A 22,115-nucleotide genomic window follows, 5' to 3' on the forward strand; every position below is an offset into this window, starting at 1 on the left:
TGTGTGCAGTCGTGGTGGTTGCTGTCGGGGGGTGGGTTGTCGTTTGTTTCCACGCCCCCCCCCCCCCCCCCCCCCCCCCCCCCCCCCCGACCCGCTGGACCGAAGCGTCAGGCGCGTTCCAGGAACGGCGTCAGCAGCTCCGGCACGGACTCCTCCGCGAACAGCAGCCCCTGCTCCTCCCCCGCGTCGTACACCGAGTACGCCCCGCCACCGGCGGCCGTGGTCGCCACGACGGTCAGCAAACCCTTGCGCCGCTGGAAGATCGACTGTTTCACCGTCCAGCCGATCACGCCGTCGCGTTCCAGGGCGAACGTGCTCCGCCGCACGGTCCCGTGCCGTCCGACGAGGTACCGCCCGGTGATCCCGTGCCCGAGGTTGCGATAGGCGTCCAGCGCCAGCAGCACCGACGCGGGCAGCAGCACGACACCCAGCGCGGCGCCGATCACCAGCAGGACGTCGGTCAGCAGGAAGCCGAGGATCGCGAAGATCGCCAGCAGCACCACCACCGAACCGACCCACCAGCGCAGCAGCCGTCCCCGCGCGGCGCGCGGATGCCCGGTGAGCCGGACGGTTTCGGTCGGTGAGACCGGCTCGCGCAGGACCGCCGCGGCGATCCGGTTGGCCGTCGCGACCGGCGCGGCGGGCAGGAGCGTGTGGTAGTCGGTCTTGTCCTTGTCGTCGCGTTGCCGCATGCCGGTGGCGATCGCGTCGACGCGCGCCGCGCCGGAGATCCGGTTCCCGAGCGGCTCGACGAGGTCGATGCCGCGCATCCGGCGTTCCTCGATCGAGATCGAGCGGGTGGTGAACAGGCCCCGGCGCACTCGCAGGGTGCCGCCGGTTTCGCGGTCGAGCCGGTAGTTCCACCACATCTCGACCCACAGGCCCAGCGCGCCGACCAGGCCGACGACCATCGCGATCGCCAGCAGGATCAGGATCGTGACCACCAGCGGGATACCGCGGAACAGGCCGATCACCCAGTCGATCAGGCCTTTCTGCAGCCCCGCCCATTCGGAGACCTGCATGAGCGCGCCGCCCGCGGCGAGACCGAGCGCCGGGGTCAGGAACGACATCGGCGCGTACCGGATCCAGCTTCGGTCCAGCTCGGCGAGCGGCGCGTCCTCGTCGGTCTCCGCGGTTTCCGCGCGGCGCAACAGATCCGCGCGCAGCCGCTCGGCTTCGGCGCGTGAGACGGGGTTGAGCTTGATCCGGCCCTGCCCGCCCGATTCGTGCGAGCCGGTGCCGATGGTCACCACCGCCACGCCGAGCAGCCGGTGCAGCGGGTTCGCCGTCAGGTCGACGTTGCGGATCCGTTCGCGCTGCAGGGATTTGCGCGAGCGGAAGACCAGCGTGAACGCCGTCTCCAGCCGGTCCGGCGTGACCCGGTACCGCACCCCTTTCCAGTGGACGAGGTCCACCAGCACACTGCCGGCGACGAGGAGCACCCCGCCGGCGACGACCCAGGCGATCGTGACCCAGAATCTCGCGCCGCCGCCCACGATCGCGGCCGTGGTCGGGATCCCGGCGGCGACGGCCGCGCCCGTCATGGTCAGCGCGGTGACGCCGAGTGTCCTCTTGTCGAGGGTGCTCCAGCCCTCGAATTCGCCCGAGGTCATGTCGCGTCCCCTGGCGTCGCCTGCGTCGTTTCGGTGAGCTGCTCCGCCAGGGTCGCCGCCAGTTCGTGGTCGAGCCCGCGGATCTTGACCGCGCCGCGCGCCGACGCCGTGGTGACCGTGACGGTCGCGAGCTTGAACACCTGCTGCAGCGGTCCGCGCAGGGTGTCCACGGTCTGGATCCGCGACATCGGCGCGACCCGCCACTCCTGCCAGAAGAACCCGGAGCGCGCGTACACCGCCGTCTCCGTGACCTCCCAGCGATGCACCTTGAACCACCACAGCGGCATCGCGATCACCCAGACCACGCCCAGCACCGCGAACACCACCGCCGGTGTCAGCAGCCAGGCCCGCGCGGGCGTGATGAGCAGCCCGAGCACCACCAGCACCAGCACCGGCGCACCCCAGAAAAGCGTCCCCTGCAGCCGCCACCAGCCCACGGCCCGCCGATCCAGCACGTTCCGCGGCGGCCTCAGCCGCACCTTCCCCCGTTCGGCTTCCACCGAGTCCTCCCCCGACGATCGTTTACAATGCGATCGCATCGTAATAGCGATGGAGAGTAGTGGCAATGCGATCGCATTGCAAACGGCGGAACGGATGGTGAAGGTGCCGAAACAGGTGGATCACGGCGCACGACGCGCGGAGATCGCCGAGGCGCTGACGCGGCTGACGGCCTCGCGCGGCCTCGAAGGAGTCAGCCTCCGGCACGTCGCCGCCGAGGCGGGTATGTCGATGGGCTTGGTGCAGCACTATTTCAAGACCAAGGACGAGATGCTGCTGTTCGCCGTCGAACGCCGCTCACAGCTGTACGAAGAGCGCATCAAAGCCCAGCTGGAAGCGGGCGAACTGCCCTCGACGCCGAAGGCCATCATCCGCGCGATCATGGTCGAGATCCTGCCGCTCGACGAGCGTGGCCGCGGCAACTGGCTGATGGGGGTGGCGTTCTTCATCCGCGCGATCTCCGACTCCTCCTTCTCCGCCGCGTACACCGACGGCGTGCCGAAACTGTTCGAATTGTTCGCCATCCTGATCCGCCAGGGCCAGGAGGCGGGCGATGTCGACAAGTCCGCCGATCCGATGCACGAGGCCGCGATCCTCTGGGCACTCGCCGATTCCCAGGGCACCAACATCGTGATGAAGCATCGGACACCGGACGAGGTGCTGTCCACTGTGGACTACCACCTCGACCGACTGTTCGGCTCAGCTCCCGCCGGATGAGGACGCGGCCGACGCGCGCACCGCCCGCAGCTCGCGGAACAGCTTCCGCAACGCGGGAACCGCGTCTCCGCCGCGTTCGCTCAACTCCTCGATCCGGTCCTTGTACCGGCGCCTGTCCCGGCCCGAAACGACGCCGCGGAGTTCGACGGCGGCCACCAGCGCGGTGAGCGCGGCGTCCATATCGGACACCGGCCCGGAGCCGCGCAACGCCTGATCGACCGAGGCCCGCAGCCGTTCGACGACGGCCGGGTCCCGCACGACCGGGCGGCGCGACGGGAACAGGCCCAGCGTCCGCCCGGTCTTCAGTTCGATCACCCCCGCCGTGTCCAGCTGGGACTCCACCGCCTCCAAGGTGCCGCGCGCGTCCTTGCGCACCCACCATTTCCACTTGCGCGGGCTCTCCCCCGCGATCTCGGTGAGCATCTCGTCGAGGACGAGGTCCCCGGTCGGCCCGGCGGCCGACGCGGCGACCCGCCCGTCCTCGTCGGCGACGCTGCCACGCACCACGAGATCGGTCAGCGCGGCACCGCGGATCAGCAGACCCGCGCGCGCCCGGTCGCGCAGCTTGTTCGCGCCGACGTCGCAGGCGAGCAGGTACGCCTTGGCGGGCAACGAAAGTTCGGTCATCGTCAGTGCCTTTCCAGCTTGGGCCAAATCTCGTCCCAGGAACCGTGTCTGCCGTCGTACCGCCACAGCAGCCCTTCCACCACCGGCGTCACCGTGGCGAAGTACGGCTTGAGCAGTTCCGGATCGAAGCCCAGGAACAGCACGCTGTCCGCCGATTCCGGAGGCCGGTCGAAATACCAGTAGCCGCGGTGTCCACTGTAGACGTGGTCGATGCCGTACCGCGCGCCGTAGAACTCGGTCGCGGCGGCGAACGGATAGATCTCCGCGTACACCGCGGTGCGTGCCCGCTGGTCCGGCGGCAAGGCCGCGTAGGTCTCGCCGACCGCCTTGACCAGTTCCTGTTGCGGCAGTTCACCACCGGCGAACGAACTGCCGAGGGCGATCGGGCCGAAGCTGGTCCGGGTCATGGTCGCCGGGTAGATCGGCAGGCCCGCGAGGGTGATCACCGCCGAAAGCACCATCACGGGCCAGGCGATCGGCCGCCATCCGCGAACGTGGAGCGTGAAACCCGTCGCCGCGGTGGCGAACGGCAGCGCGAAGACGCTCATCAGATAGTAGGAACGTCCATGCAGCACCAGGAACGCCACGATGAGCGCGGCTATCGCTACTCCCAAGAAGCGATAGCCGCGAAGTTCACGGGAGAAGTTCAGCCGGACGAGGCCGTAGACGAACGCGAGCACACCCGCCCCGACGCCCGCCATGAGGAAGCCGTCGCGCAGGAAGGGCCACGTGCCGGGGAATTCCGCCGAGACGACCTCGTTCATGATGAGGTACGGCCAGCCGTTCGAAGCCTGCCAGAGCAGTGTCGGGATCGTCGCGACGACGGCGATTCCCGCGCCCAGCCACAATTTCGGCCGCCGCACGAGCTCCCTCGGCCCGAGCACCGCCGCGGCGATCAGGGCGAGCACCCAGAAGGCCGGGATGAGGAACTTCGTCTGCAAGGAGACCGCGGTGACCACGCCCGCCCACACCAGCAACCCGTCGCGGCGGACGCGCACCCAGCGGACGACCAGCCAGACGATCACCGTCCACAGGAACGGATCGAAGACGTACGTGCCGATCCAATGGCTGACGATGATCGCCCCGGACGTCGCGTAGAGCCCGGCCGCGAGCACCTGCGCGCCGCGTCCGCCGCCCAGTTCCCTCGCGATCAGCGCGGTGACGACCACTCCCGCGGCCGCCGCCAGTGCCATCGGGAGGCGCAGCATCACCAGCGATCCGGGGAACAGCGAGTCCATCGCCCCGGCCAGGGCGGGGATCAGCGGCGGCTGGTCGAAGTATCCCCACGCGAGGTGCTCCCGGCCGGCCATCAGGAAGTACAGCTCGTCGAATCCGTGCGCGTACCGGCCGCTCGTGGCCAGCAGCGCGGCCGCCGCCAGCGCGGCGACGGCGAACACCGGCAGCCGGGCGAAGGTCTGCTCCTGTCCTGTTCGGACGGTCTGGGTCGCGATGCTCATGTTCCCAGTCCAGCGCAGACGCGCCCGGCTCGATAGCGGGTAAGGAGGGTGATCGGATAGACGAAAGTTGCGGATCTCCCCGCCCCGGGTCGCCGCGTGGTTACCGTGACCGGGTGGAGAGAAGCAGGTCGTTCCGGCCGGGTCCGTTCGACACCTTGTGGCTCACGCTGGCGGCGCTCGCGTTCGCGGGCCTCGACGTCACGCTGTACGTGTTCGGCGAACCGACGGCCGGCTGGGCGGGACCGGCCGCGGGGGTCACGCTGCAGGTGGTGCTCGATCTCTCGCTGATCCTGCTGTTCCGGTTCCCCCGGCTGGTCGCGGGCCTGATCACCGCGGGCGCGCTGCTGATGCTCGCCTCCGACCTGTTCTCCCCCGGCCTGCTGGTGCCGGAACGGCAGCTGACGCTGATGACCGTCCCGACGATCACCCCGGTGGTGCTGAGCCAGCTGGCCCGCTTGATCGACCGGCGGACCCTGCTGTGGCTGACCGCGATCCTGGCGGTCTGCGCGTCGCGGCCGTGGGACGCGCACTGGAACACCACTCCGTTCGGCCTGCTGAGCACGGCGTTGCCCACCACGATCTCGCTGTACTTCGAGGCCCGGCGCCAGTTGCTGCGCTCGCTGCGGGACCGCGCCGAGCGGGCCGAACGCGAACAGCACCTGCTCGCCGAACGCGCCCGCGGCGAGGAACGGCGGAAACTGGCCGAGGAGATGCACGACGTCGTCACGCACCGGCTGAGCCTGATGGTGCTGCACGCCGGCGCGCTCGGTGTCGTCTCGGCGGACGCGACGGTGCGGACCTCCGCCGAGGACATCCGGCGCGAAGGCGCGCTGGCGCTGGACGAATTGCGCGATCTCGTCGGTGTGCTGCGCAACGGCGCGAACGCCGAGCCGCCCACGCTCACCGAGGGCACGGCGGGCGATCCGGCGACACTGGTCGCGGAGTCGGCGTCGGTGGGCATCCCGACCGAACTGATCGTGCGCGGCGACCCCGGGCGGCTCTCCCCGACCGTCGCCCGGACGGCGTACCGCGTCGTGCAGGAAGCGCTGACGAACGTCCGCAAGCACGCGCCGGGCTCGTCCGCGACCGTCGAACTCCGGTACCACGCGGACGGTCTGGACGTCGCGGTGGAGAACACGCGCGCCGGTGCCGCACCGGACCCCGCGCTGGCGGGAAGCGGTTCTGGCGCGGGGCTGGCGGGGCTGCGGCAACGTGTCGAGCTGATCGGCGGCCGGTTCGACGCCGGGCCGCGAACGGGCGGCGGATACCGCGTCGATGCGATACTGCCCGCCTACGTCCCGACGGCGGAAGGGGATCGGTGATCCGGGTGGTCGTCGTCGACGACGAGCCGATGGTCTGCGCGCATCTGCGGACGATCCTCGGTTCCGCGGACGACATCGAGGTGGTGGCCCAAGCGCAGGACGGCGCCGAAGCGGTCGAAGCGGTGATCCGGCACAAGCCGCGGGTGGTGCTGATGGATCTGCGGATGCCGGGCGTCGACGGGCTGACCGCCATCGAGCGGATCGCGGAGCTCCCGGAGCCGCCCGCGGTCGTCGCGCTGACGACGTTCGACGCGGACACCTACGTCATCCGCGCGCTGCGGGCGGGCGCGGCCGGATTCCTGGTGAAGTCCACACCGCCGGAGGATCTGATCGGCCTCGTCCGGGTCGCGGCCGACGGGCATACGGTGCTCTCCCCCGAAGCGGCGCGGCGGCTGGTGGCGATGTCGGCCGACGGACGGCGTCGCGGGGACGACGCGCGGCGGAAGACCGAAGGGCTCACCGAACGCGAAACCGATGTCCTGGCCTGCCTCGGCGAAGGACTGTCCAATGCGGACATCGCGGCGCGGCTGCACCTGGCGGAGGCGACGGTGAAGAGCTACGTGTCGCGGATGCTGGTGAAACTGGACTGCGCGAACCGGACCCAGGCGGGGCTGCTCGCGCACGAGGCCGGTCTGGTCAAGCGCTGAGCTGCCCGTCGTAGCTCTTGCGGGCGTCGAGCACCTCGCCCATGTGGACGCGCGCCCATTTGTCGAGCATTTCGAGCGGTTCGGCGAGGTTGCGGCCGAGCGCGGTCAGCTCGTACTCGACGTGCGGAGGGATCTCCGGGTACGCGGTGCGCGTCAGGATGCCGTCGCGGACGAGGCTGCGCAGCGTCTGGGTGAGGACCTTCTGCGAGATGCCGCGCACGCGTTTGCCGATCTCGGTGAACCGGAGCGGGCCGTCGCCGAGCACGCCGACGATCAGCACGGTCCACTGGTCGCCGATGCGATCGAGCAGCGCGCGGGTGGGGCAGTCGGGGTCGTACGGGTTTCCGAGCACGTGACCTCCTCACTCTCCCTGGGAGAGTAACATGCCTAGCGAGAGGGAGCGGGCTGCATCAACGCCTCGAACAGCAGGATCAGATGGCGGCGGCCGCGCTCCCAGCGCGCCTCCAGCTCGGTCTGGTCGCGGGTCGCCCAGCTGGCGATGAGGATGCCGCGGACGACGTCCATCGCCGTGTACACCGCGTGCAGGAACTCGGGATGCGCCGAATGGTCCGGCAGCAGCGCCTTGCCGAACTCGACCAGGCTGCTCGTCGCGATCGGCTCGACGACCGCCATCTGGGCACGTAGCTCCGTGTCGGTCCGCGACGCCACCCACAGCTCGACGGTCGCCGAGAAGACCGGGCCCTGGTGCATCTCCCACAGCAGCTGCAGCGCGTCGCCGACCGGGTCGGCCGACGCCTTCAGCCGGTCGATCTCCGCCATCGCGACCTCGGTGCGCTTGGCCGCGAGATGCCGGATCGCGGAGGTGACGAGGTCGGTCTTGGTCGGGAAGTGGTGCACCTGCGCGCCGCGGGTCACCCCGGCGCGATCCGCGACGCGGGTGGTCGTGGTGCCCGCGTAGCCGTACTCGACGAGACAGTCGATCGTGGCGTCGAGCAGCCTCACGCGCATCGCGGCGCTGCGTTCCTCCTGCGTGCGTCGTGGGGCTGCCATGCGCCTACTTTATGGTGCGTCGCGCGAGGCGCGCGCCACGAGGCTCTCGACCATGCGCCCGATGAAGGTGCCGAGGAAGCGGCGGTAGAACCAGCCGGTGCCCGGGATCTTGGCGGTGAACGTGGAATGCCAGTGGATCGCGGTGCCGTTCCGCTCGGGCGTGAGGTCGACGTACGCGCGGTAGTCGCGCACCGGGAGCCCCTTCTTCAGGGAGTAGCCGAAGCGCTTGCCGGGTTCGAGCGCGATGACCTCTTCGCAGCTGTTGACACCGTTGGTGCGGAAGACGCCGACGGCGCCGAGGCCGTTCTCGTCCCCCTTCTCGAGCAGGCGGAACGCGCCCATGGGCGACCAGTCGGGCCAATGTTCGCGGTCCACGAGGAGGTCGTAGACGGCTTCCGGGCTCGCGCTCGTGTGGCCGTGGACGGAAATGCGCTGGATCTTCGCCATGCGTTCTCCTTCACTCCGATGGTTCGTGCCAGGGGAAGTCGTCGGGAGCCGCGGCCGCTCTGGCATGGCCGGAAGGCGCAGCCAAGAGCCGGGCAGGCTCATGGTTCAGACCTTAGCCAGCCGACGCCCTTGCCCTCTCGCATTCAGAGGACTAAACGCGGAGCGAGTTCTCCCCCGTCCGGCCCGGGCACTCATGTCGCGAAAGCCACTTTCGGGACATCAGACGTCGCGAAAGTGGCTTTCGCGACACGCCCACCCGCGCATTCAGAGGACTAAACGCGGCCGGCGACCGGCAGCGAGAGCGAAGTCCCGCCCAGCTCGAACGTCACCCGCGCCCCGAGCGCGGGCAGCTCCGGATCGAACATGTCCCCGTCGGTCCCGCCCAGGACGAGCGCCAGCCGGTGCCCCGCCGGGACGACATGGTCGAGGCTGCTCAGCCGGAAGGTCATCGTGTACGCCTTGCCCGGCACAAGCGGTTCGCCCCGCCACAGTGACCGGTGGTGACCGAGATCCGCCCAGCCGGTCGCCACGATCTGTCTGTCCACAGTGGTCAGATCCGCGACGGTGTCGAGGAAGCAGCCGGTGTCGGCGGCGGTGCCCGCGCCCCAGCAGGAGCGGGTCGTCAGGTCCTTGGTGCCGAGCGCGGGGAATTTCGTGTTCCGGACCGTCGCGGGGCCGTAGTCGACCAGCACCGCGCCGAGCCGCGCGGCGGGTTTGTCCGAACGGGCGGTCACCGTGACGGTCGCGGTACCGGCGACGCGCGTGTCCGCCCGCACCGGTTCACCTGCGAAAACGAGCCTGTCCGGGCTGGACACCGACGGGTTCTCCACCCACTGCGACGCCCCGCGCGCCGGATCGTCGGTCACCGAAGCCACGCCTGACGACGGGCTGTTTCCCAGCCCGCCCGACATCGATGGCCACACCACGCGCGACTGCGTGACCGGCGGCCAGCGGCGTTCGTCGGTCCAGCGATCCGGGGCGTGCTCGATCCGGATCGCGGGTTCGGTCTCGACGCCGTTGCGGACGCCGAGCAGCCAGCGGTCGAACCAGCGGTGCAGCGTGCGCACGAACTGGGACCGGTCGAGATCGAACGGGTCGACGTGCGCCGCCTGGTGCAGCCATGCCTTGCGCGGCACACCGTAGGCGTTCAGCGCCTCCCACCAGGGCCCGAACTGGATGGGGTTGACGTTGAGATCTTGGAAGCCCATGGACGCGAAAACGCTTGCGCGCACCTTGCCGGTCTTCGCGACGTAGTCGAGCCCGCGCCAGTACTCGGTGAAGTTCCCGTCCGTCCCCGCGCGCCGCGCGTTGTCCTCTTCGAACGGCTGACAGAGCTTCGCGGCACGCTCGTTGTAGAAACCGGGACCGCCTGCCCAGCCGAAGTAAGCGCCGTGGGAATTGTGGACCTCGTAGTACGAACTGACCCCCGCGATCGGCACGATCGTCTTCAACCCCTCGATCCCGGACGCCGCCATCCCGATCGCCGTCGCGCCGTCCTGCGACTTCCCGATCGCGCCGACCGACCCGTTCGCCCAGCTCGCGCGGACCCGCTCGGGCCCGGACGGCGTGCGGAACGCGTTCGCGCGCCCGTTGAGCCAGTTCACGACGCCGTTGCCGGACGCGACGTCGTCGAAGCACCCGGAGGAGCGATTGGTGCCCCCGACGTCGACCAGCACGACCGCGTATCCGCGCGGGACGAAGTAGTTGTCGTAGAAGAGCGGGAACTGCGACGGCGTGCCGTCGGGGAGGTACGTCTTCGGCTGGCGCTCGTTGCCGCGCCCGACCTTCTCGAAGTACGGGCTGACGTCCATGATCACCGGAACGCGCTGCCCGCGGGCGGCCGGTTCCGCCGGGCGGATGATGTCGGCGGCGACGCGGTCGGTCCGCCCGTCGCGGTCGAGGTCCTGGCCGGTCTCCACCCAGGCGGTCTCCCGGATGGCCTTCTCGTAGGAGAACACCGGCGCGCTGACGCCGTCACGCAGGACGAACGCGGGTGACGCGACGGCGGGCGCGGCGGTGAGCACCAGCGCCGCCACCACGGTGACGGTCAAGCTCTTGATCCCCATCGTCCGAGTATCGCTTACAAACCCCGAACATTTCCCCCACATTCCTCGTATCCGGCCGCGCGACGCTGTTCGCATGCTGAAACACACCATCGCCGTCTGCCTCACCGCGGCCGGCCTCGTCGCGCTCGCCCCCGCCGCCTCGGCCCAGGCACCGATCACCCTGAGCCCCGAAGAGTCCCAGCAGCTGTGCGCCGAATGGCTGCCCAAGCTCACCCAGCGCACCACGAAGCTCACCGAGCGCATCAACGGTGGCCCCGAGATCCGCGGCTCGGTGGCGAATCTCAAGGCCAGGGCCGAGAACCAGCGCAAGAAGGGCCACAACGACACCGCCGACAGGCTCCAGAAGCGGGCCGACACCCGCAGCGGACGGCTTCCCGAGCTCACCGCGGCCAAGCAGAAGCTCGACGCGTTCGTCGGCGCGCATTGCAAGGCGGGCAAGTGAAACGTCTCCTGGCCGCGACGTTGACCGCGCTCGCGCTGTTCGGCACGGCCGCCTGCACCGACGACGAGCCCGCGTCGAGCCCGGCGCCGGGCGAACTGAGCGACGTCCAGCACACCCTCGACTCGATCGAGCAGGACATGGCAGGCGACCCTGCCCCGTGACAGGATCGGCCGGTGACGACACAACCGGGACGCGGGCTGGTGCTGGTCGTCGAGGACGACCCCGCGATCGCCGAGCTCGCCTCGCTGTATCTGCGGCGGGACGGGTTCGGCGTGCGGGTGGAGGCGGACGGCGGCGCGGCGCTGGCCACGATCCGGCGATTGCGCCCGGTCGCGATCGTGCTCGACATCGGACTGTCCGGAATGGACGGTATCGAGATCTGCCGGACGCTGCGCGCGGACGGCGACTGGACGCCCGTGCTGTTCGTGACCGCGCGCGACGACGAGCTGGACCGCTTGCTGGGCTTGGAGATCGGCGCGGACGACTATCTGACGAAACCGTTCAGCCCGCGTGAACTCTCGGCGAGGGTCCGGACCGTCCTGCGCCGTGCCGCCGGAGCGCCGTCGCCTGCCGAGACTTACACGGCGGGCGACGTTCGCGTCGACGTGACCCAGCGTCGGGTCTGGGCGGACGGCACCGAGATCGCGCTGACGTCGACCGAATTCGAACTGCTCACCCATCTGGTGCGGCGGCCCGGTCAGGTGTTCAGCCGCGAGCAGCTGCTCAGTTCCGTCTGGGGTTACGCGGCTTCGGCGGGCACGCGGACCGTGGACGTCCACATCGCCCAGCTGCGCGGGAAACTCGGCGAGCACAGTCCGATCAGGACGGTCCGAGGGATCGGCTACGCGGCGGACGCCGGATGAACCGGACGTCGCTCGCACTCCGGATCACCGTGGTGTGCCTCGCGATCGCCGCGGTGGCGGTGGTGGTCGCCGGGCTGGTCGCGGCCCGGCTCATCCGCACCGCCGGGACCAACGTGCTCCGGCAGTCGCTTTCGGCGCAGGCCGACGTGGTCGCGAGCCAGCTCGACGAGACCGGGATCGGCAATCGGCTCCGCGTCGGGAAGGCTGCGGAAGTCGTTCGAGGACAAGGGATCGACGTCGTCGTCCGCCGTCCTAACGGGACTATCGACGGCGACGGGACCGTTACGGCGGCCGCGGCCACCAAGGCGGGGTTCACGCGCACCGGCTCGGACACGGTGACCGTCGAAGGCCAGCAGTACCTCGTCGAAGTCCGCACCGTGGGCGCCAAGGGCGCCGCGTTCGCGCTGGTCCAGCCGACGAAGATCGGCGAGGCGCGCGGACGGCCACTGGTGCGCAACACCGTGCTCGCGCTCGGCGCCGGTCTGGCGGTCGCCGCGATCGCCGGGCTGCTGCTGAGCCGGATGCTGTCACGGCCGCTGCGCCGGGCCGCGTCGGTGGCGAACGGGATGCGCTCCGGGCGCCGTGACCTGCGCGTTCCGGTGGAAGGCCCGTCCGAGGTCGCGGACGTGGCGAAGTCGGTCAACGAACTGGCCGACGCCCTCCAGTACAGCGAGGCGCGGCAGCGCGAGTTCCTGCTTTCGGTGTCTCACGAATTACGGACGCCACTGACCGCCGTCACCGGATTCGCCGAGGCGATCGGCGACGGCGTGGCCGAAGGCGAGGACGCGCGCCGCGCCGGGCAGACCATCCATCGTGAGGCCGTCCGGCTGGAACGCCTGGTCAGCGACCTGCTGGAGCTGGCACGGCTGGGCGCAGACGAGTTCCGCCTCGACCCGGCCCGCCTCGATCTCGCCGCGCTCATCGACGAATGCGCCGACGTCTGGCGGCTGCGGTGCGCGCAGCAGGACGTCACGCTCCTGGTCGAGCGGCCGCCCGGCGAGGTTCCGGTGATCGCCGATCCGCGGCGGCTCCGCCAGGTCGTCGATGGGCTCGCCGAGAACGCCCTGCGCGTGACCCCGGCGGGCGCGCCGATCGTGTTCTCGCTGGTCGCGGCGGACGGCCAGGCCCGGCTGGCGGTGCGGGACGGCGGGCCCGGCCTGGCGCCGGAGGACTATCCGGTCGCGTTCGAGCGCGGGGTGCTGAACCGGCGTTACCGAGACAGCCGCCCGGTCGGTTCGGGTATCGGGCTCGCGCTGGCGCACGGCCTGGTCACCCGCATGGGCGGGACGCTCACGGCTGGGCCGGCACCGGAAGGCGGAGCCGCGTTCACCGTGGCCTTCCGGTTAGGGTGAACCCGTGGAGATGTTGCACCTGCGGTACTTCGTGGCCGTCGCCGAGGAACTGAACTTCTCCCAGGCGGCCCGCAGACTGCATATGGCCGCCTCCCCGCTGAGCCAGCGCATCAAGGATCTCGAACACGAACTGGGCCACAAGCTGTTCGACCGCAGCACGCACCACGTCACGCTCACCGCGGCGGGCTCCGCGTTGCTCCCCATCGCGCGGGACGTCCTCGAACAGGTCAACGCGATCCCCTGGCGATTGCAGGAAGCGGTGAAACCCCGGCGGAGCACCGTGTTCATCGGCATCCCCGCCGGCGTGCACCCGGCTCTGCGGGAGCGGGTCAAACGGCTCGAAGAGCGCTGTCACGACCGCTTCGAGCTCAAGCGCTGGCCGGGTACGACGCCCGATCTGGTCGCCGCCGTGCACGAGGGCAAGCTGGCGTTGTCGCTGGTCCGGATGCCGGTGACCGATCCCGCGCTGGAGATCGTCCCGGTGCAGGTGGAGCGGCTCGGCGCCGTCGTCCCCGCAGACCGGTTCGCCGGACGGGAGACGGTGGACATCGCCGAATTGAGCGATCTGTCCTATATTCCGTCGGCTTCGGAGAGCATTCCGGCCTATTCGGGCGATATGGACCACACCCTGTCGAAAGCGGGCATCAAGAAAAGGCTCAAGGTCGGCGGAACCGAATATTCGGGCATTTCCGAATTGGTGGCGAACGGTTCGTCGTTCTCGATCACGATGCTCGATCCGGCCAGCCCGATGCACCTGTTCCTGGTCGAGGGCGCGACCATCCTGCCGTTCGCCGATTTCCGCCCCCAACTGGAGACCGCCTTGGTCTGGCGGCGGGACCGCGCCGAGGAGGGCGACCTCGCCGAACTGGTGGCCGGGGTACGCGAGATCTTCGCCGAACCGCTTTCGACCTGAGAATGGTATGACCGCTGCGGTCATACCATTCCGCGTTTCTTGATCATTCCCTTTACCGCAATTCGCGCCTAACTTCGGTTGTAGAGCGAACAACGGCGAAGGGGAAGCAAAATGACACAAACCGCTACCGGACCGCTGGACGGCGTTCGCGTGATCGACCTCTCGACGGTGGTCATGGGCCCGTACGCCGCGCAGATCCTCGGCGACCTCGGCGCCGACGTGATCAAGATCGAGTCGCCCGCCGACACCGTGCGAGTGGGCAAGTTCCGCACGACGCCGGGTATGACGGCGCTCAACCTGAACGTCAACCGCAACAAGCGCAGCGTCGCCCTCAACCTGAAGGACGAAGAGGAACGCGAGCAGGCGCTCAAGCTGATCGACACCGCCGACGTGCTGATCACCAACATGCGCCCCGGCGCGCTGAGCCGGCTCGGCATGAACCACGCCGACCTCGCCGCGCGCAATCCCGGCCTGATCTACGCCCACGCGCAGGGATTCCGCGGCGACTCCGACCGCGCGGGTCACGCCGCCTACGACGAGACGGTGCAGGCGTCGTCCGGGCTGGTCGACGTCGCGAACCGCGCGCTGGGCAAGCCGGTCTACCTGCCGACGATCATCGGCGACAAGGTCTCTTCCCTGACCATCGCCTACACCGTGCTCGCCGCGCTGGTGCACCGCGATCGGACCGGCGAGGGCCAGCGAGTCGAGATCCCGATGACCGACACGCTGATCGCGTTCAACCTCGTCGAGCATCTCGCCGGGCACGTCTTCGAGCCGGCGGAAGGGCCGACCGGGTTCGGCCCGTCGCTGAACCCCGGCCATCAGGCGGTGCACACCAAGGACGGCATGGCCTGCGTGATCCCCTACAACCCGCAGAACTTCCGCGACTTCTTCCACGCCGCCGGGCGGCCGGAACTGGCCGAGGACCCGCGGGTCAACGGCGACGCGATCGACGGCGCCGACCACGAGGCGCTAGCCGCGATGATCGCCGACTGCGCCCCGGCGCTGACCACCGAGGAGTGGACCGAGGTCTGCGCGAAGCACAGCATCCCGATGGCCCCCGTCCTCGAACTCGACAACGCGCAGGACGACGAGTACGTCCGCGACGGCCACCTGCTCGACGTCGTCGAGCACCCGAGCGAGGGCTCGATCCGCACCATCGGCATCCCGGTGAAGTTCTCCGCGACCCCCGGCACCGTCCGGCGCCTGGCTCCTCTGCCGGGCCAGGACACCGAAGAGGTCCTGCGCGAACTCGCCACCACTCGCTGAGGAAGAACCATGAGCACCAACGAAGTAAGGACAGAACGGGTCGGCGGCACGCTGCTGATCACGATCGACCGGCCGTCGGCCCGCAACGCGGTGAACGCCGCCGTCGCGGCCGGCCTGGCCGAGGCACTGGACCTGCTGGAATCCGATCCCACACTGCGGGCGGGCGTCCTGACCGGCGCGGACGGTTCGTTCAGCGCCGGCATGGACCTCAAGGCGGCGCTGAAAGGCGAGTCGCCCGAGATCCCCGGCCGCGGGTTCGGCGGGCTGACCGAGGCCGAGCTATCGAAGCCGCTGATCGCGGCCGTCGAAGGCTGGGCCATGGGCGGCGGGTTCGAACTGGCGCTGGGCTGCGACCTGATCGTCGCCGCCGAGGACGCGAAGTTCGGGCTGCCCGAGGTGAAACGCGGGCTGATCGCGGCCGGTGGCGGCGTCATCCGGCTGCCGAAGCGGATCCCGCACCACCTGGCGATGGAGTTCCTGCTCACCGGCGAGCCGATCGACGCCGAACGCGCCGGAAGCCTCGGCCTGGTGAACCGGGTCGTCCCGAGCGGCGAGGCCGCCGCCGTCGCCCTGCAACTGGCCGAACGGATCGCCGCCAACGCTCCCCTGGCGCTGGCACTGGTCAAGAAGATCGTCCGCGCGGCGGACGGCGTTCCCGACGCGCAAGCGTTTGCCACCCAGCGTTCGGAGCTGCCGGCGCTGATGAAGTCGGCCGACGTCCGCGAAGGCATGCAGGCCTTCGCCGAACGCCGCGCTCCACAGTGGACAGGTGAGTGAGATGAAGCAGCAAGAAGTCCTCCGGCACGTGACCACGCCGCTCACGAATCCCGCGTACGCGCCGGTCGTGCCGCGGTTCACGAATCGCGAGTACCTCAACATCGTCTACCGCACCGACGCCGACGCCCTGCGCGCCGTCGTGCCGGAGCCCCTGGAAATCGACGAGCCGCTCGTGCGGTTCGAGGTGATGAAGATGGGCGACGTCAGCGGTTACGGGCCGTACACCGAGTCCGGGCAGGCGATCCCGGTGAGTTTCGAGGGCGAGCGCGGCGAGTACCTGCACGCGATGTACCTCGACAACTTTCCCGCCACCGCGTCCGGCCGTGAGATCAGCGCCTACCCGAAGACCATCGGTTCGCCGATGCTGTTCGCCGAGAACGGCGCGCTCGTCGGGACGCTCGATTACGGCAGCCAGCGGGTCGCGACCGCGACCATGGGCTACAAGCACCACCGGCTGGACGTCCGCGAGGCCGAAGCGCAGATCACCGTGCCGACGTTCATGCTCAAGACCATCCCGGACTACGACGGTTCGCCCCGGGTCTTCGAACTGGTCCGCACCGAGATCACCGACGTGGTGGTCAAGGAAGCGTGGACCGGACCCGCGCGGCTGCAACTGTTCCAGCACGTGCTGGCCCCGCTCGCCGATCTCCCGGTCCTGGAGGTCGTTTCCGCGAGCCACATCCTCACCGACCTGACGCTCGCCCCGGTCAAGCCGGTCTTCGACTACTTGAAGGGAGCACGGTCATGACTTTTCGCACCGCCGCGGTGATCGGCGCGGGCACGATCGGCCTGTCGTGGACGGCGTTGTTCGCCGCGCACGACCTGGAGGTCTGGGTCTCGGACCCGCGGCCGGATCTCGCCGACGCCGTCACCGGCGCACTGGAGGCGTTCGCCCCGCATCTCGGCCGGGCCGCCGCCGACCTCGCCCCTCGCGTCCACCTCGCCACTGACGTCACCGAAGCCGTCCGGCACGCGGATGTCGTGCAGGAGAACGGACCCGAGAACGTCGAGTTCAAAAAGGACCTGTTCGCGACCTTGGTCCGCGAAGCACCGTCTCACGCGCTGCTTCTCAGCTCGTCTTCCGCGATCCCCTCGACGGCGTTCGCGGCGGAGCTGGACGACGCGTCGCGAGTCCTCATCGGACACCCGTTCAACCCGCCGCATCTGATCCCGCTGGTCGAGGTCGTACCCGGCGAACGCACCAGTGCCGAGTCGGTCGAGCGGGCCGTGGAGTTCTACCGGTCCACCGGCCGTACGCCGGTGGTGGAACGCAAGGAGATCCCCGGCTTCGTCGGCAACCGGCTGCAGAACGCGCTGAGCCGCGAGGCGATCTACCTGGTGGAACAGGGCGTCGTCTCACCGTCCGAACTGGACGCGGTGATGACGAACTCGCTCGGCATCCGCTGGTCGACGGTCGGGCCGTTCCTCGGCTCGCATCTGGGCGGCGGCCCCGGCGGCTACCGGCACATGGCCGAGCACATCGGCAAGTCGATGAAGCAGATGTGGGCAGGCCTCGGTCAGCCCTCGCAGAACCCCGAAGAACAGGAACGGCTCATCGAAGCCGTGGAATCCGCTTACGGCTCCTCCACGTACTCGGAACTCGCCGAGGCGCGCGACCGCAAGCAGCTCGCGGTGCTGTCCGCTTTGGACAGTGCCAGCCGTACTCGCAAGGAGGAGAACTGAGATGACCGCCGACTTCTACGACTACGAGGACCTGCTGCCGGAGGAGGAGCGCAAGCTGCTGCTCAAGACGCGTGACTTCATGCGCGCCGAGGTCAAGCCGCTGGTGAACGAGTACTGGGCCAAGGGCGAGTTCCCGCACGAACTCGTCGGCAAGTTCCGCGAACTCGGCGTCGCCGGGCTGCCCTACGAGGGCTACGGCGAACACCTGCCGGCCACCAGCCACCTGCTCAACGGCATGATGGCGATGGAGATGACCCGCACGGACCCGTCGGTGGCCACGTTCTTCGGTGTCCACAACGGACTCGCGATGTACAGCATCTACTCCGGCGGTGACCAGGAACAGCGTGACCGCTGGCTCCCGTCGATGGCGGCGATGGACAAGATCGGCGCCTTCGCGATGACCGAGCCGCTCGGCGGCTCCGACGTCGCGGGCGGCATGCGGACCACCGCGCGACGCGAGGGCGACACCTGGATCCTCAACGGTGCCAAGAAATGGATCGGCAACGCGACCTTCGCCGACCTCGTGATCGTGTGGGCCCGCGACGAAAAGGACAACAACGTCAAGGGTTTCGTGGTCGAAAAGGACTCGCCCGGCTTCGTGCCGGTCAAGATCGAGAACAAATTCGCGTTCCGGATCGTGGAGAACGCCGAGATCACCCTGACCGACGTCCGGGTGCCGGAAGCCAACCGGCTGCAGGGCATCGACTCGTTCCGCGACGTCGCCGAGATCCTGCGCGCGACCCGCGGCGGCGTGGCCTGGCAGGCGCTCGGCGTGATGATCGGCGCCTACGAACTCGCCCTGGACTACGCCAAGGAGCGCAAGCAGTTCGGCCGACCGATCGCGCGGTTCCAGATGGTGCAGGACATGCTGGTGAAGAGCCTCGGCAACATCACCGCGTCGTGGGGCATGCTGGTGCAGCTCGCCCGGTTGCAGGACGCCGGGATCTTCAAGGACGAGCACTCGTCGCTGGCGAAGGCGTTCGTGACCTCGCGGATGCGGGAGGTCGTCGCCTGGGGTCGTGAGATCTTCGGCGGAAACGGGATCGTGCTGGACAACGACATCATGCGGTTCTTCACCGACGCCGAGGCGATCTACTCGTTCGAAGGCACGCGGGAGATGAACACGCTGATCGTCGGGAAGGCGATCACCGGGCAGAGCGCGTTCGTGTGATCTGAGGGCCAAAGTCCGTGAAGGCCTCCTTCACTACCTTGAGGGTAGGGAAGGAGGCCTTCACGGACTGTCTAGCGGTACTTGTCGCCGCAAGTCTTTTGGCTTCTGGAGGAGAAACCGTCGCGGAAGGCGGCGACCCTGGCGAACCCGGCCGGGAGGGTCCGGCCCCGGACGTCCGCCGCGATCAGGCTGTTCCGCGTCAGCATCTCGGCGATGGCCTCGTCGAGGTCGCCCGGTGACAACGTGAGCGCCCCGCCGTCCACCAGGGTCGACGCCCAGAATCCGGTGAGGCACGCGGTGCGCTGCGCGGCCACCGGCCCGTCGAGCCGGAACCCGCCCTCCTGCTGGACCGCGAGCGTGTACCGCGACGCGACTTCGGCGAACGCGGCGAAGTCGCCGATGCCGCCCTGCTGTCCGCGGCGTGGCGGGGTGCCGATCCGGACGAGGCCGTCGAGGTCGAGGTTGATCTGGTTGGACTCCGAGCAATACGAGGCGAGCGCGTCCTCCGTCGTCACGCCGCACGCCGCTCCCGTGGTGAGCGTCGGCGGGGTGGCCGCGAGGCGGAAAGCCTGCCGCAGGCTGGTGGTGAGGGTGGCGAGTGCCTGGCGGTCGTCGAGGCGGGCATTCGCCGCGGCCGAGCCGAATCCGCCTTGTGTGCTCCGGCCTTCGATCTCACGCTCGTCGATCTTCGCGCACCGGGCGGGCCCGTCGCTGAAGCCGAACTGGAACGCGGAAACGCGGTCGAAGGCGTTGCCGTGCGCGCCATCGTCGTCGAAGGCGACCCCCGCGGAGTCCCGGATCTGGAACAACGCCGTGAGGACCTCGTTGAGCCCGCGGCCGGTGGACACCTGGAACATGGGCGATTTACCCTCGGCGACCCAGCGGAGGTACGCCCCGGTGTAGCAATCGGCCTGCTGTTCCTTGACGATCGACGGCGTCGCGGCCGGTAGCCCCAGCCGGAATTGGACGGCGTGGCCGATCTCGTGGGCGAGCACGGCCATGACCGCCGCGGGGCCGAGAGAATCGTTGAGCCCCCGCAACAACTCCCCGCGATCCCACGCGACGACGTCTTCCCCCGAACAGTAGAAGGCGTTCACCAGCCCGGCCGTCGAAGCTCCGCAGATCTGGCGGCCGCGCCCGCCCGAATCGTAGGAGACGAGAGTCGTCAGCGGCCGGAACTCGCGTTCGAAGGTGGCGGGCAGATGCTCGCGCCAATACCGCTGGACGTCGGCGACGGCGTTGGCCGCGAGCCCGTCGATCTCTCCACCGTCACCCCCGTCGACCGGAAGACCGGCGTCGAGCACGCCAGGCTTGAGGCCGCTGGGGCCGTCGGTGATCTCGAGCCCGGCGACGCGGGTGGGATCGACCGGTTGCGCCACTCCGCCCACTGGCGCGGCACAAGCGGTGAGGCAGAGGCTCAGCAGAATCATCCAGCCGGCCCGATACTTCATCGCGCGATCCCCCGTCTCCCGTCGGTTCCGATGTCATCCACACGGAGGAGAGCGCGATGCGGTTCAAAAGAATCTTGGGGTGTTCGCGGGGATCACGATCTGGGGAGGCCCGGCTGATGGCCCGCTGAAGGACGCTCTAAGGCTTCTGGCTTCGTGCTGCCTGGACGCTGGTCGAGCAGGGGCATCAGATGCGGATCGCCGTGAGGCCGGACCGACGTTGGCCGCATGTCGGCGGTGACCAGTGCGTGAATCTTGGTGGTCACCGCACTCGCAAACACCCTAATTACGCAATGCTTTCTTTGCGTGGTCGCTTTACGGGCCGCCATCACCCTTCAGTGTTGTTCGCGCATTTCGCTGGTTGCTTAAAATTACGAACACATGTTCGACTGGATTGCGGTATTATTGAAGGGTGCCCGAGACCTTCCTCCCCGAACTGCCGCAGGAACTGTGGCGTGCCGGCAAGCTGGAGCTTGCCCAGGGCGTGCAGCAATCCCTGCAGGTGATTCGGATGGCCACCGCTGCTTTGGGGCAGTTCCTGGCGGAGATCGAGTCCCGTGGCGCGAAAGACTTGTACGGCTACGGGCGGACGGCTGCCTGGTTCGCCGATATAGCGGGATTGTCGGCCGGCGAGGCGAGTGCCGTGGTCAAACGGGCCCTTGCCCTGAACCCGACTCGCGCCTTGGACGGCACCGAGCTTCCGCCCGTCGCGCCCGCCACCGCCGCGGTCGCTGCCGCGGGACTGGTTGGGGATGAGCGGATCGATCAGATCCTGGACATCTTGAAAAGACTCCCCGCCGACACCACCGCTGAGGATCGGGAGAGCGCGGAGAAGATCCTCGCCAACCTGGCCCCGAACGCCGGTCCCCGCCAGCTCGCCGACGCCGAAGCGAACCTGCTGGGCTGGCTGGACCCCGACGGCAAGGAACCCAAGGATCCCGAGCCGAAAGAGCCGCGCCGCGAGATCACCCTGGAGCGCCGCAAGGACGGCTTCTGGAAGCTGACCGGTCTGCTCGATGACGAGACTGGTGCCCGCACCGCTGCCGTCCTCGAGGCCTACGCCCAACCACGGCCCGTCGACGAGTTCGGGCAGGCGGATCTGCGGATGAAGTGCGAACGCATGGGGGATGCGTGGGTCGATATCCTCGATTTGGCGATCGCGTGCCCGGACCAGCCCGGCACCAGCGGCTACCGAACCCTCGTCCACGTAACCATCGGCCTCGAGGAACTCAAATCAGGTCTCGGGACCGCGTGCCTGGACTTCGTGGGGACGATGACCGCCCGGGAAGCACGGCTCGCCGCCTGCGACTGCCTGATGTTGCCGGTCGTGATGAGCGCGGCGGGTGAACCGCTGGATGTGGGGCGGCTGAGACGGTTCGTCACCCCCGGTCAGCGCCGGGCGTTGAACATCCGGGACGGGGGTTGTGCGTTCCCCGGGTGTCATCGGAAGCCGAAGAACTGCCACGCCCATCACATTCATCACTGGGTGGATGGCGGGCCGACGGATCTGCGGAATCTGGTGCTGCTGTGCGGTTTCCACCATAGGTTGATTCACCATGGTGACTGGGAAGTACGGATGGCGGCCGACGGGTTACCGGAGTTCATCCCACCCCAATACAGGGATCCGCTCCGAAAACCCCGCCGCAACACCCTCCACCACGTCTGAACCCCGAGGAGCCCGCCAGCCACCCAGGCGACGGGCCCCTCGTCATGCCCGCAGGTCAGACAAGGCGACTTCCCGATCGTTGCCGCCCGGCATACCTGATGGCGGCAACTGCGACGCAGCGGACGG

Annotated in this window: 23 protein-coding genes; 14 read left to right on the forward strand and 9 right to left on the reverse strand. The window is 69.2% G+C overall.

The window, feature by feature from the left end; all coding sequences use genetic code 11:
- Positions 1 to 107 precede the first annotated feature (107 nt).
- Complete coding sequence (locus tag ACIRGA_RS37605; RefSeq protein ID WP_400951009.1) at positions 108 to 1,613, reverse strand: PH domain-containing protein; 1,506 nt, start codon at positions 1,611 to 1,613, stop codon at positions 108 to 110.
- On the reverse strand, positions 1,610 to 2,152 hold the full coding sequence (locus ACIRGA_RS37610) for a PH domain-containing protein (RefSeq protein WP_400951012.1): 543 nt from the start codon (positions 2,150 to 2,152) through the stop codon (positions 1,610 to 1,612). The genes ACIRGA_RS37605 and ACIRGA_RS37610 overlap by 4 nt, the downstream gene beginning before the upstream one ends.
- A 55-nt stretch (positions 2,153 to 2,207) precedes the next feature.
- Between ACIRGA_RS37610 and ACIRGA_RS37615 the strand changes: the two genes are divergently transcribed.
- On the forward strand, positions 2,208 to 2,828 hold the full coding sequence (locus ACIRGA_RS37615) for a TetR/AcrR family transcriptional regulator (RefSeq protein WP_400951077.1): 621 nt from the start codon (positions 2,208 to 2,210) through the stop codon (positions 2,826 to 2,828).
- Here the strand turns inward: ACIRGA_RS37615 and ACIRGA_RS37620 are convergent.
- Together ACIRGA_RS37620 and ACIRGA_RS37625 are read right to left on the reverse strand one after the other, a co-directional pair.
- Positions 2,811 to 3,455, reverse strand: coding sequence for a GPP34 family phosphoprotein (locus ACIRGA_RS37620; protein ID WP_400951015.1), 645 nt, complete (start codon positions 3,453 to 3,455; stop codon positions 2,811 to 2,813). The two genes, ACIRGA_RS37615 and ACIRGA_RS37620, sit on opposite strands and share 18 nt — an antisense overlap.
- Positions 3,456 to 3,457: 2 nt before the next feature.
- Positions 3,458 to 4,912, reverse strand: a complete 1,455-nt coding sequence (locus ACIRGA_RS37625; protein ID WP_400951017.1) for an ArnT family glycosyltransferase — start codon at positions 4,910 to 4,912, stop codon at positions 3,458 to 3,460.
- 113 nt (positions 4,913 to 5,025) lie between these two features.
- Between ACIRGA_RS37625 and ACIRGA_RS37630 the strand changes: the two genes are divergently transcribed.
- Positions 5,026 to 6,234 (forward strand): sensor histidine kinase, encoded by a 1,209-nt coding sequence (locus ACIRGA_RS37630; RefSeq protein ID WP_400951019.1) that lies wholly within the window; start codon positions 5,026 to 5,028, stop codon positions 6,232 to 6,234.
- Positions 6,231 to 6,881, forward strand: a complete 651-nt coding sequence (locus ACIRGA_RS37635; protein WP_400951021.1) for a response regulator — start codon at positions 6,231 to 6,233, stop codon at positions 6,879 to 6,881. The genes ACIRGA_RS37630 and ACIRGA_RS37635 overlap by 4 nt, the downstream gene beginning before the upstream one ends.
- On the opposite strand, the gene ACIRGA_RS37640 is transcribed toward ACIRGA_RS37635, so the two are convergent.
- The 4 genes from ACIRGA_RS37640 to ACIRGA_RS37655 all read right to left on the reverse strand — a co-directional run bounded on the left by ACIRGA_RS37640 (position 6,871) and on the right by ACIRGA_RS37655 (position 10,405).
- A complete protein-coding gene (locus tag ACIRGA_RS37640) occupies positions 6,871 to 7,233 on the reverse strand; it encodes a helix-turn-helix domain-containing protein (protein WP_101606269.1) in 363 nt (120 codons plus the stop codon). The two genes, ACIRGA_RS37635 and ACIRGA_RS37640, sit on opposite strands and share 11 nt — an antisense overlap.
- 35 nt (positions 7,234 to 7,268) lie before the next feature.
- The gene (locus ACIRGA_RS37645) at positions 7,269 to 7,850 is read right to left on the reverse strand and encodes a TetR/AcrR family transcriptional regulator (RefSeq protein WP_400951080.1); all 582 of its coding nucleotides are present in this window, start codon (positions 7,848 to 7,850) and stop codon (positions 7,269 to 7,271) included.
- A gap of 51 nt (positions 7,851 to 7,901) precedes the next feature.
- A complete protein-coding gene (locus tag ACIRGA_RS37650; RefSeq protein ID WP_400951025.1) occupies positions 7,902 to 8,339 on the reverse strand; it encodes an SRPBCC family protein in 438 nt (145 codons plus the stop codon).
- A gap of 272 nt (positions 8,340 to 8,611) precedes the next feature.
- Positions 8,612 to 10,405, reverse strand: a complete 1,794-nt coding sequence (locus tag ACIRGA_RS37655) for a CocE/NonD family hydrolase (protein ID WP_400951028.1) — start codon at positions 10,403 to 10,405, stop codon at positions 8,612 to 8,614.
- Positions 10,406 to 10,478: 73 nt separating this feature from the next.
- Here ACIRGA_RS37655 and ACIRGA_RS37660 point away from each other — a divergent pair, with 73 nt between their 5' ends.
- From ACIRGA_RS37660 to ACIRGA_RS37705, 10 genes are all read left to right on the forward strand, one after another.
- Entirely contained in the window at positions 10,479 to 10,847 is a 369-nt protein-coding gene (locus ACIRGA_RS37660) for a hypothetical protein (RefSeq protein ID WP_400951031.1), read from the forward strand.
- Entirely contained in the window at positions 10,844 to 11,008 is a 165-nt protein-coding gene (locus ACIRGA_RS37665) for a hypothetical protein (RefSeq protein ID WP_167333177.1), read from the forward strand. The genes ACIRGA_RS37660 and ACIRGA_RS37665 overlap by 4 nt, the downstream gene beginning before the upstream one ends.
- Before the next feature lie 12 nt (positions 11,009 to 11,020).
- Entirely contained in the window at positions 11,021 to 11,710 is a 690-nt protein-coding gene (locus ACIRGA_RS37670) for a response regulator (RefSeq protein ID WP_400951034.1), read from the forward strand.
- Positions 11,707 to 13,062 carry a histidine kinase dimerization/phospho-acceptor domain-containing protein gene (locus ACIRGA_RS37675; protein ID WP_400951037.1) on the forward strand — a complete coding sequence of 452 codons (1,356 nt, stop codon included), beginning with the start codon at positions 11,707 to 11,709 and terminating at the stop codon, positions 13,060 to 13,062. The genes ACIRGA_RS37670 and ACIRGA_RS37675 overlap by 4 nt, the downstream gene beginning before the upstream one ends.
- 4 nt (positions 13,063 to 13,066) lie before the next feature.
- Positions 13,067 to 13,975 carry a LysR family transcriptional regulator gene (locus tag ACIRGA_RS37680; RefSeq protein ID WP_400951040.1) on the forward strand — a complete coding sequence of 303 codons (909 nt, stop codon included), beginning with the start codon at positions 13,067 to 13,069 and terminating at the stop codon, positions 13,973 to 13,975.
- A gap of 111 nt (positions 13,976 to 14,086) precedes the next feature.
- Positions 14,087 to 15,244, forward strand: a complete 1,158-nt coding sequence (locus ACIRGA_RS37685) for a CaiB/BaiF CoA transferase family protein (protein WP_400951043.1) — start codon at positions 14,087 to 14,089, stop codon at positions 15,242 to 15,244.
- A gap of 9 nt (positions 15,245 to 15,253) precedes the next feature.
- On the forward strand, positions 15,254 to 16,021 hold the full coding sequence (locus ACIRGA_RS37690; RefSeq protein WP_400951046.1) for a crotonase/enoyl-CoA hydratase family protein: 768 nt from the start codon (positions 15,254 to 15,256) through the stop codon (positions 16,019 to 16,021).
- Between the two features lies 1 nt (position 16,022).
- Positions 16,023 to 16,769, forward strand: a complete 747-nt coding sequence (locus ACIRGA_RS37695) for an acetoacetate decarboxylase (protein WP_400951048.1) — start codon at positions 16,023 to 16,025, stop codon at positions 16,767 to 16,769.
- Positions 16,766 to 17,704, forward strand: coding sequence for a 3-hydroxyacyl-CoA dehydrogenase NAD-binding domain-containing protein (locus ACIRGA_RS37700; protein WP_400951051.1), 939 nt, complete (start codon positions 16,766 to 16,768; stop codon positions 17,702 to 17,704). Before ACIRGA_RS37695 ends, ACIRGA_RS37700 begins: the two co-directional genes overlap by 4 nt.
- Position 17,705: 1 nt before the next feature.
- Positions 17,706 to 18,875 (forward strand): acyl-CoA dehydrogenase family protein, encoded by a 1,170-nt coding sequence (locus ACIRGA_RS37705; RefSeq protein ID WP_400951055.1) that lies wholly within the window; start codon positions 17,706 to 17,708, stop codon positions 18,873 to 18,875.
- Between the two features lie 71 nt (positions 18,876 to 18,946).
- Here ACIRGA_RS37705 and ACIRGA_RS37710 read toward each other — a convergent pair whose 3' ends face one another.
- The gene (locus ACIRGA_RS37710) at positions 18,947 to 20,326 is read right to left on the reverse strand and encodes a neutral zinc metallopeptidase (RefSeq protein WP_400951058.1); all 1,380 of its coding nucleotides are present in this window, start codon (positions 20,324 to 20,326) and stop codon (positions 18,947 to 18,949) included.
- A 409-nt stretch (positions 20,327 to 20,735) separates the two neighbouring features.
- Here ACIRGA_RS37710 and ACIRGA_RS37715 point away from each other — a divergent pair, with 409 nt between their 5' ends.
- Complete coding sequence (locus ACIRGA_RS37715; protein WP_400951061.1) at positions 20,736 to 21,989, forward strand: DUF222 domain-containing protein; 1,254 nt, start codon at positions 20,736 to 20,738, stop codon at positions 21,987 to 21,989.
- Positions 21,990 to 22,115 lie beyond the last annotated feature (126 nt).

The organism is Amycolatopsis sp. NPDC102389, from assembly GCF_044765885.1.
Lineage (GTDB): Bacteria > Actinomycetota > Actinomycetes > Mycobacteriales > Pseudonocardiaceae > Amycolatopsis.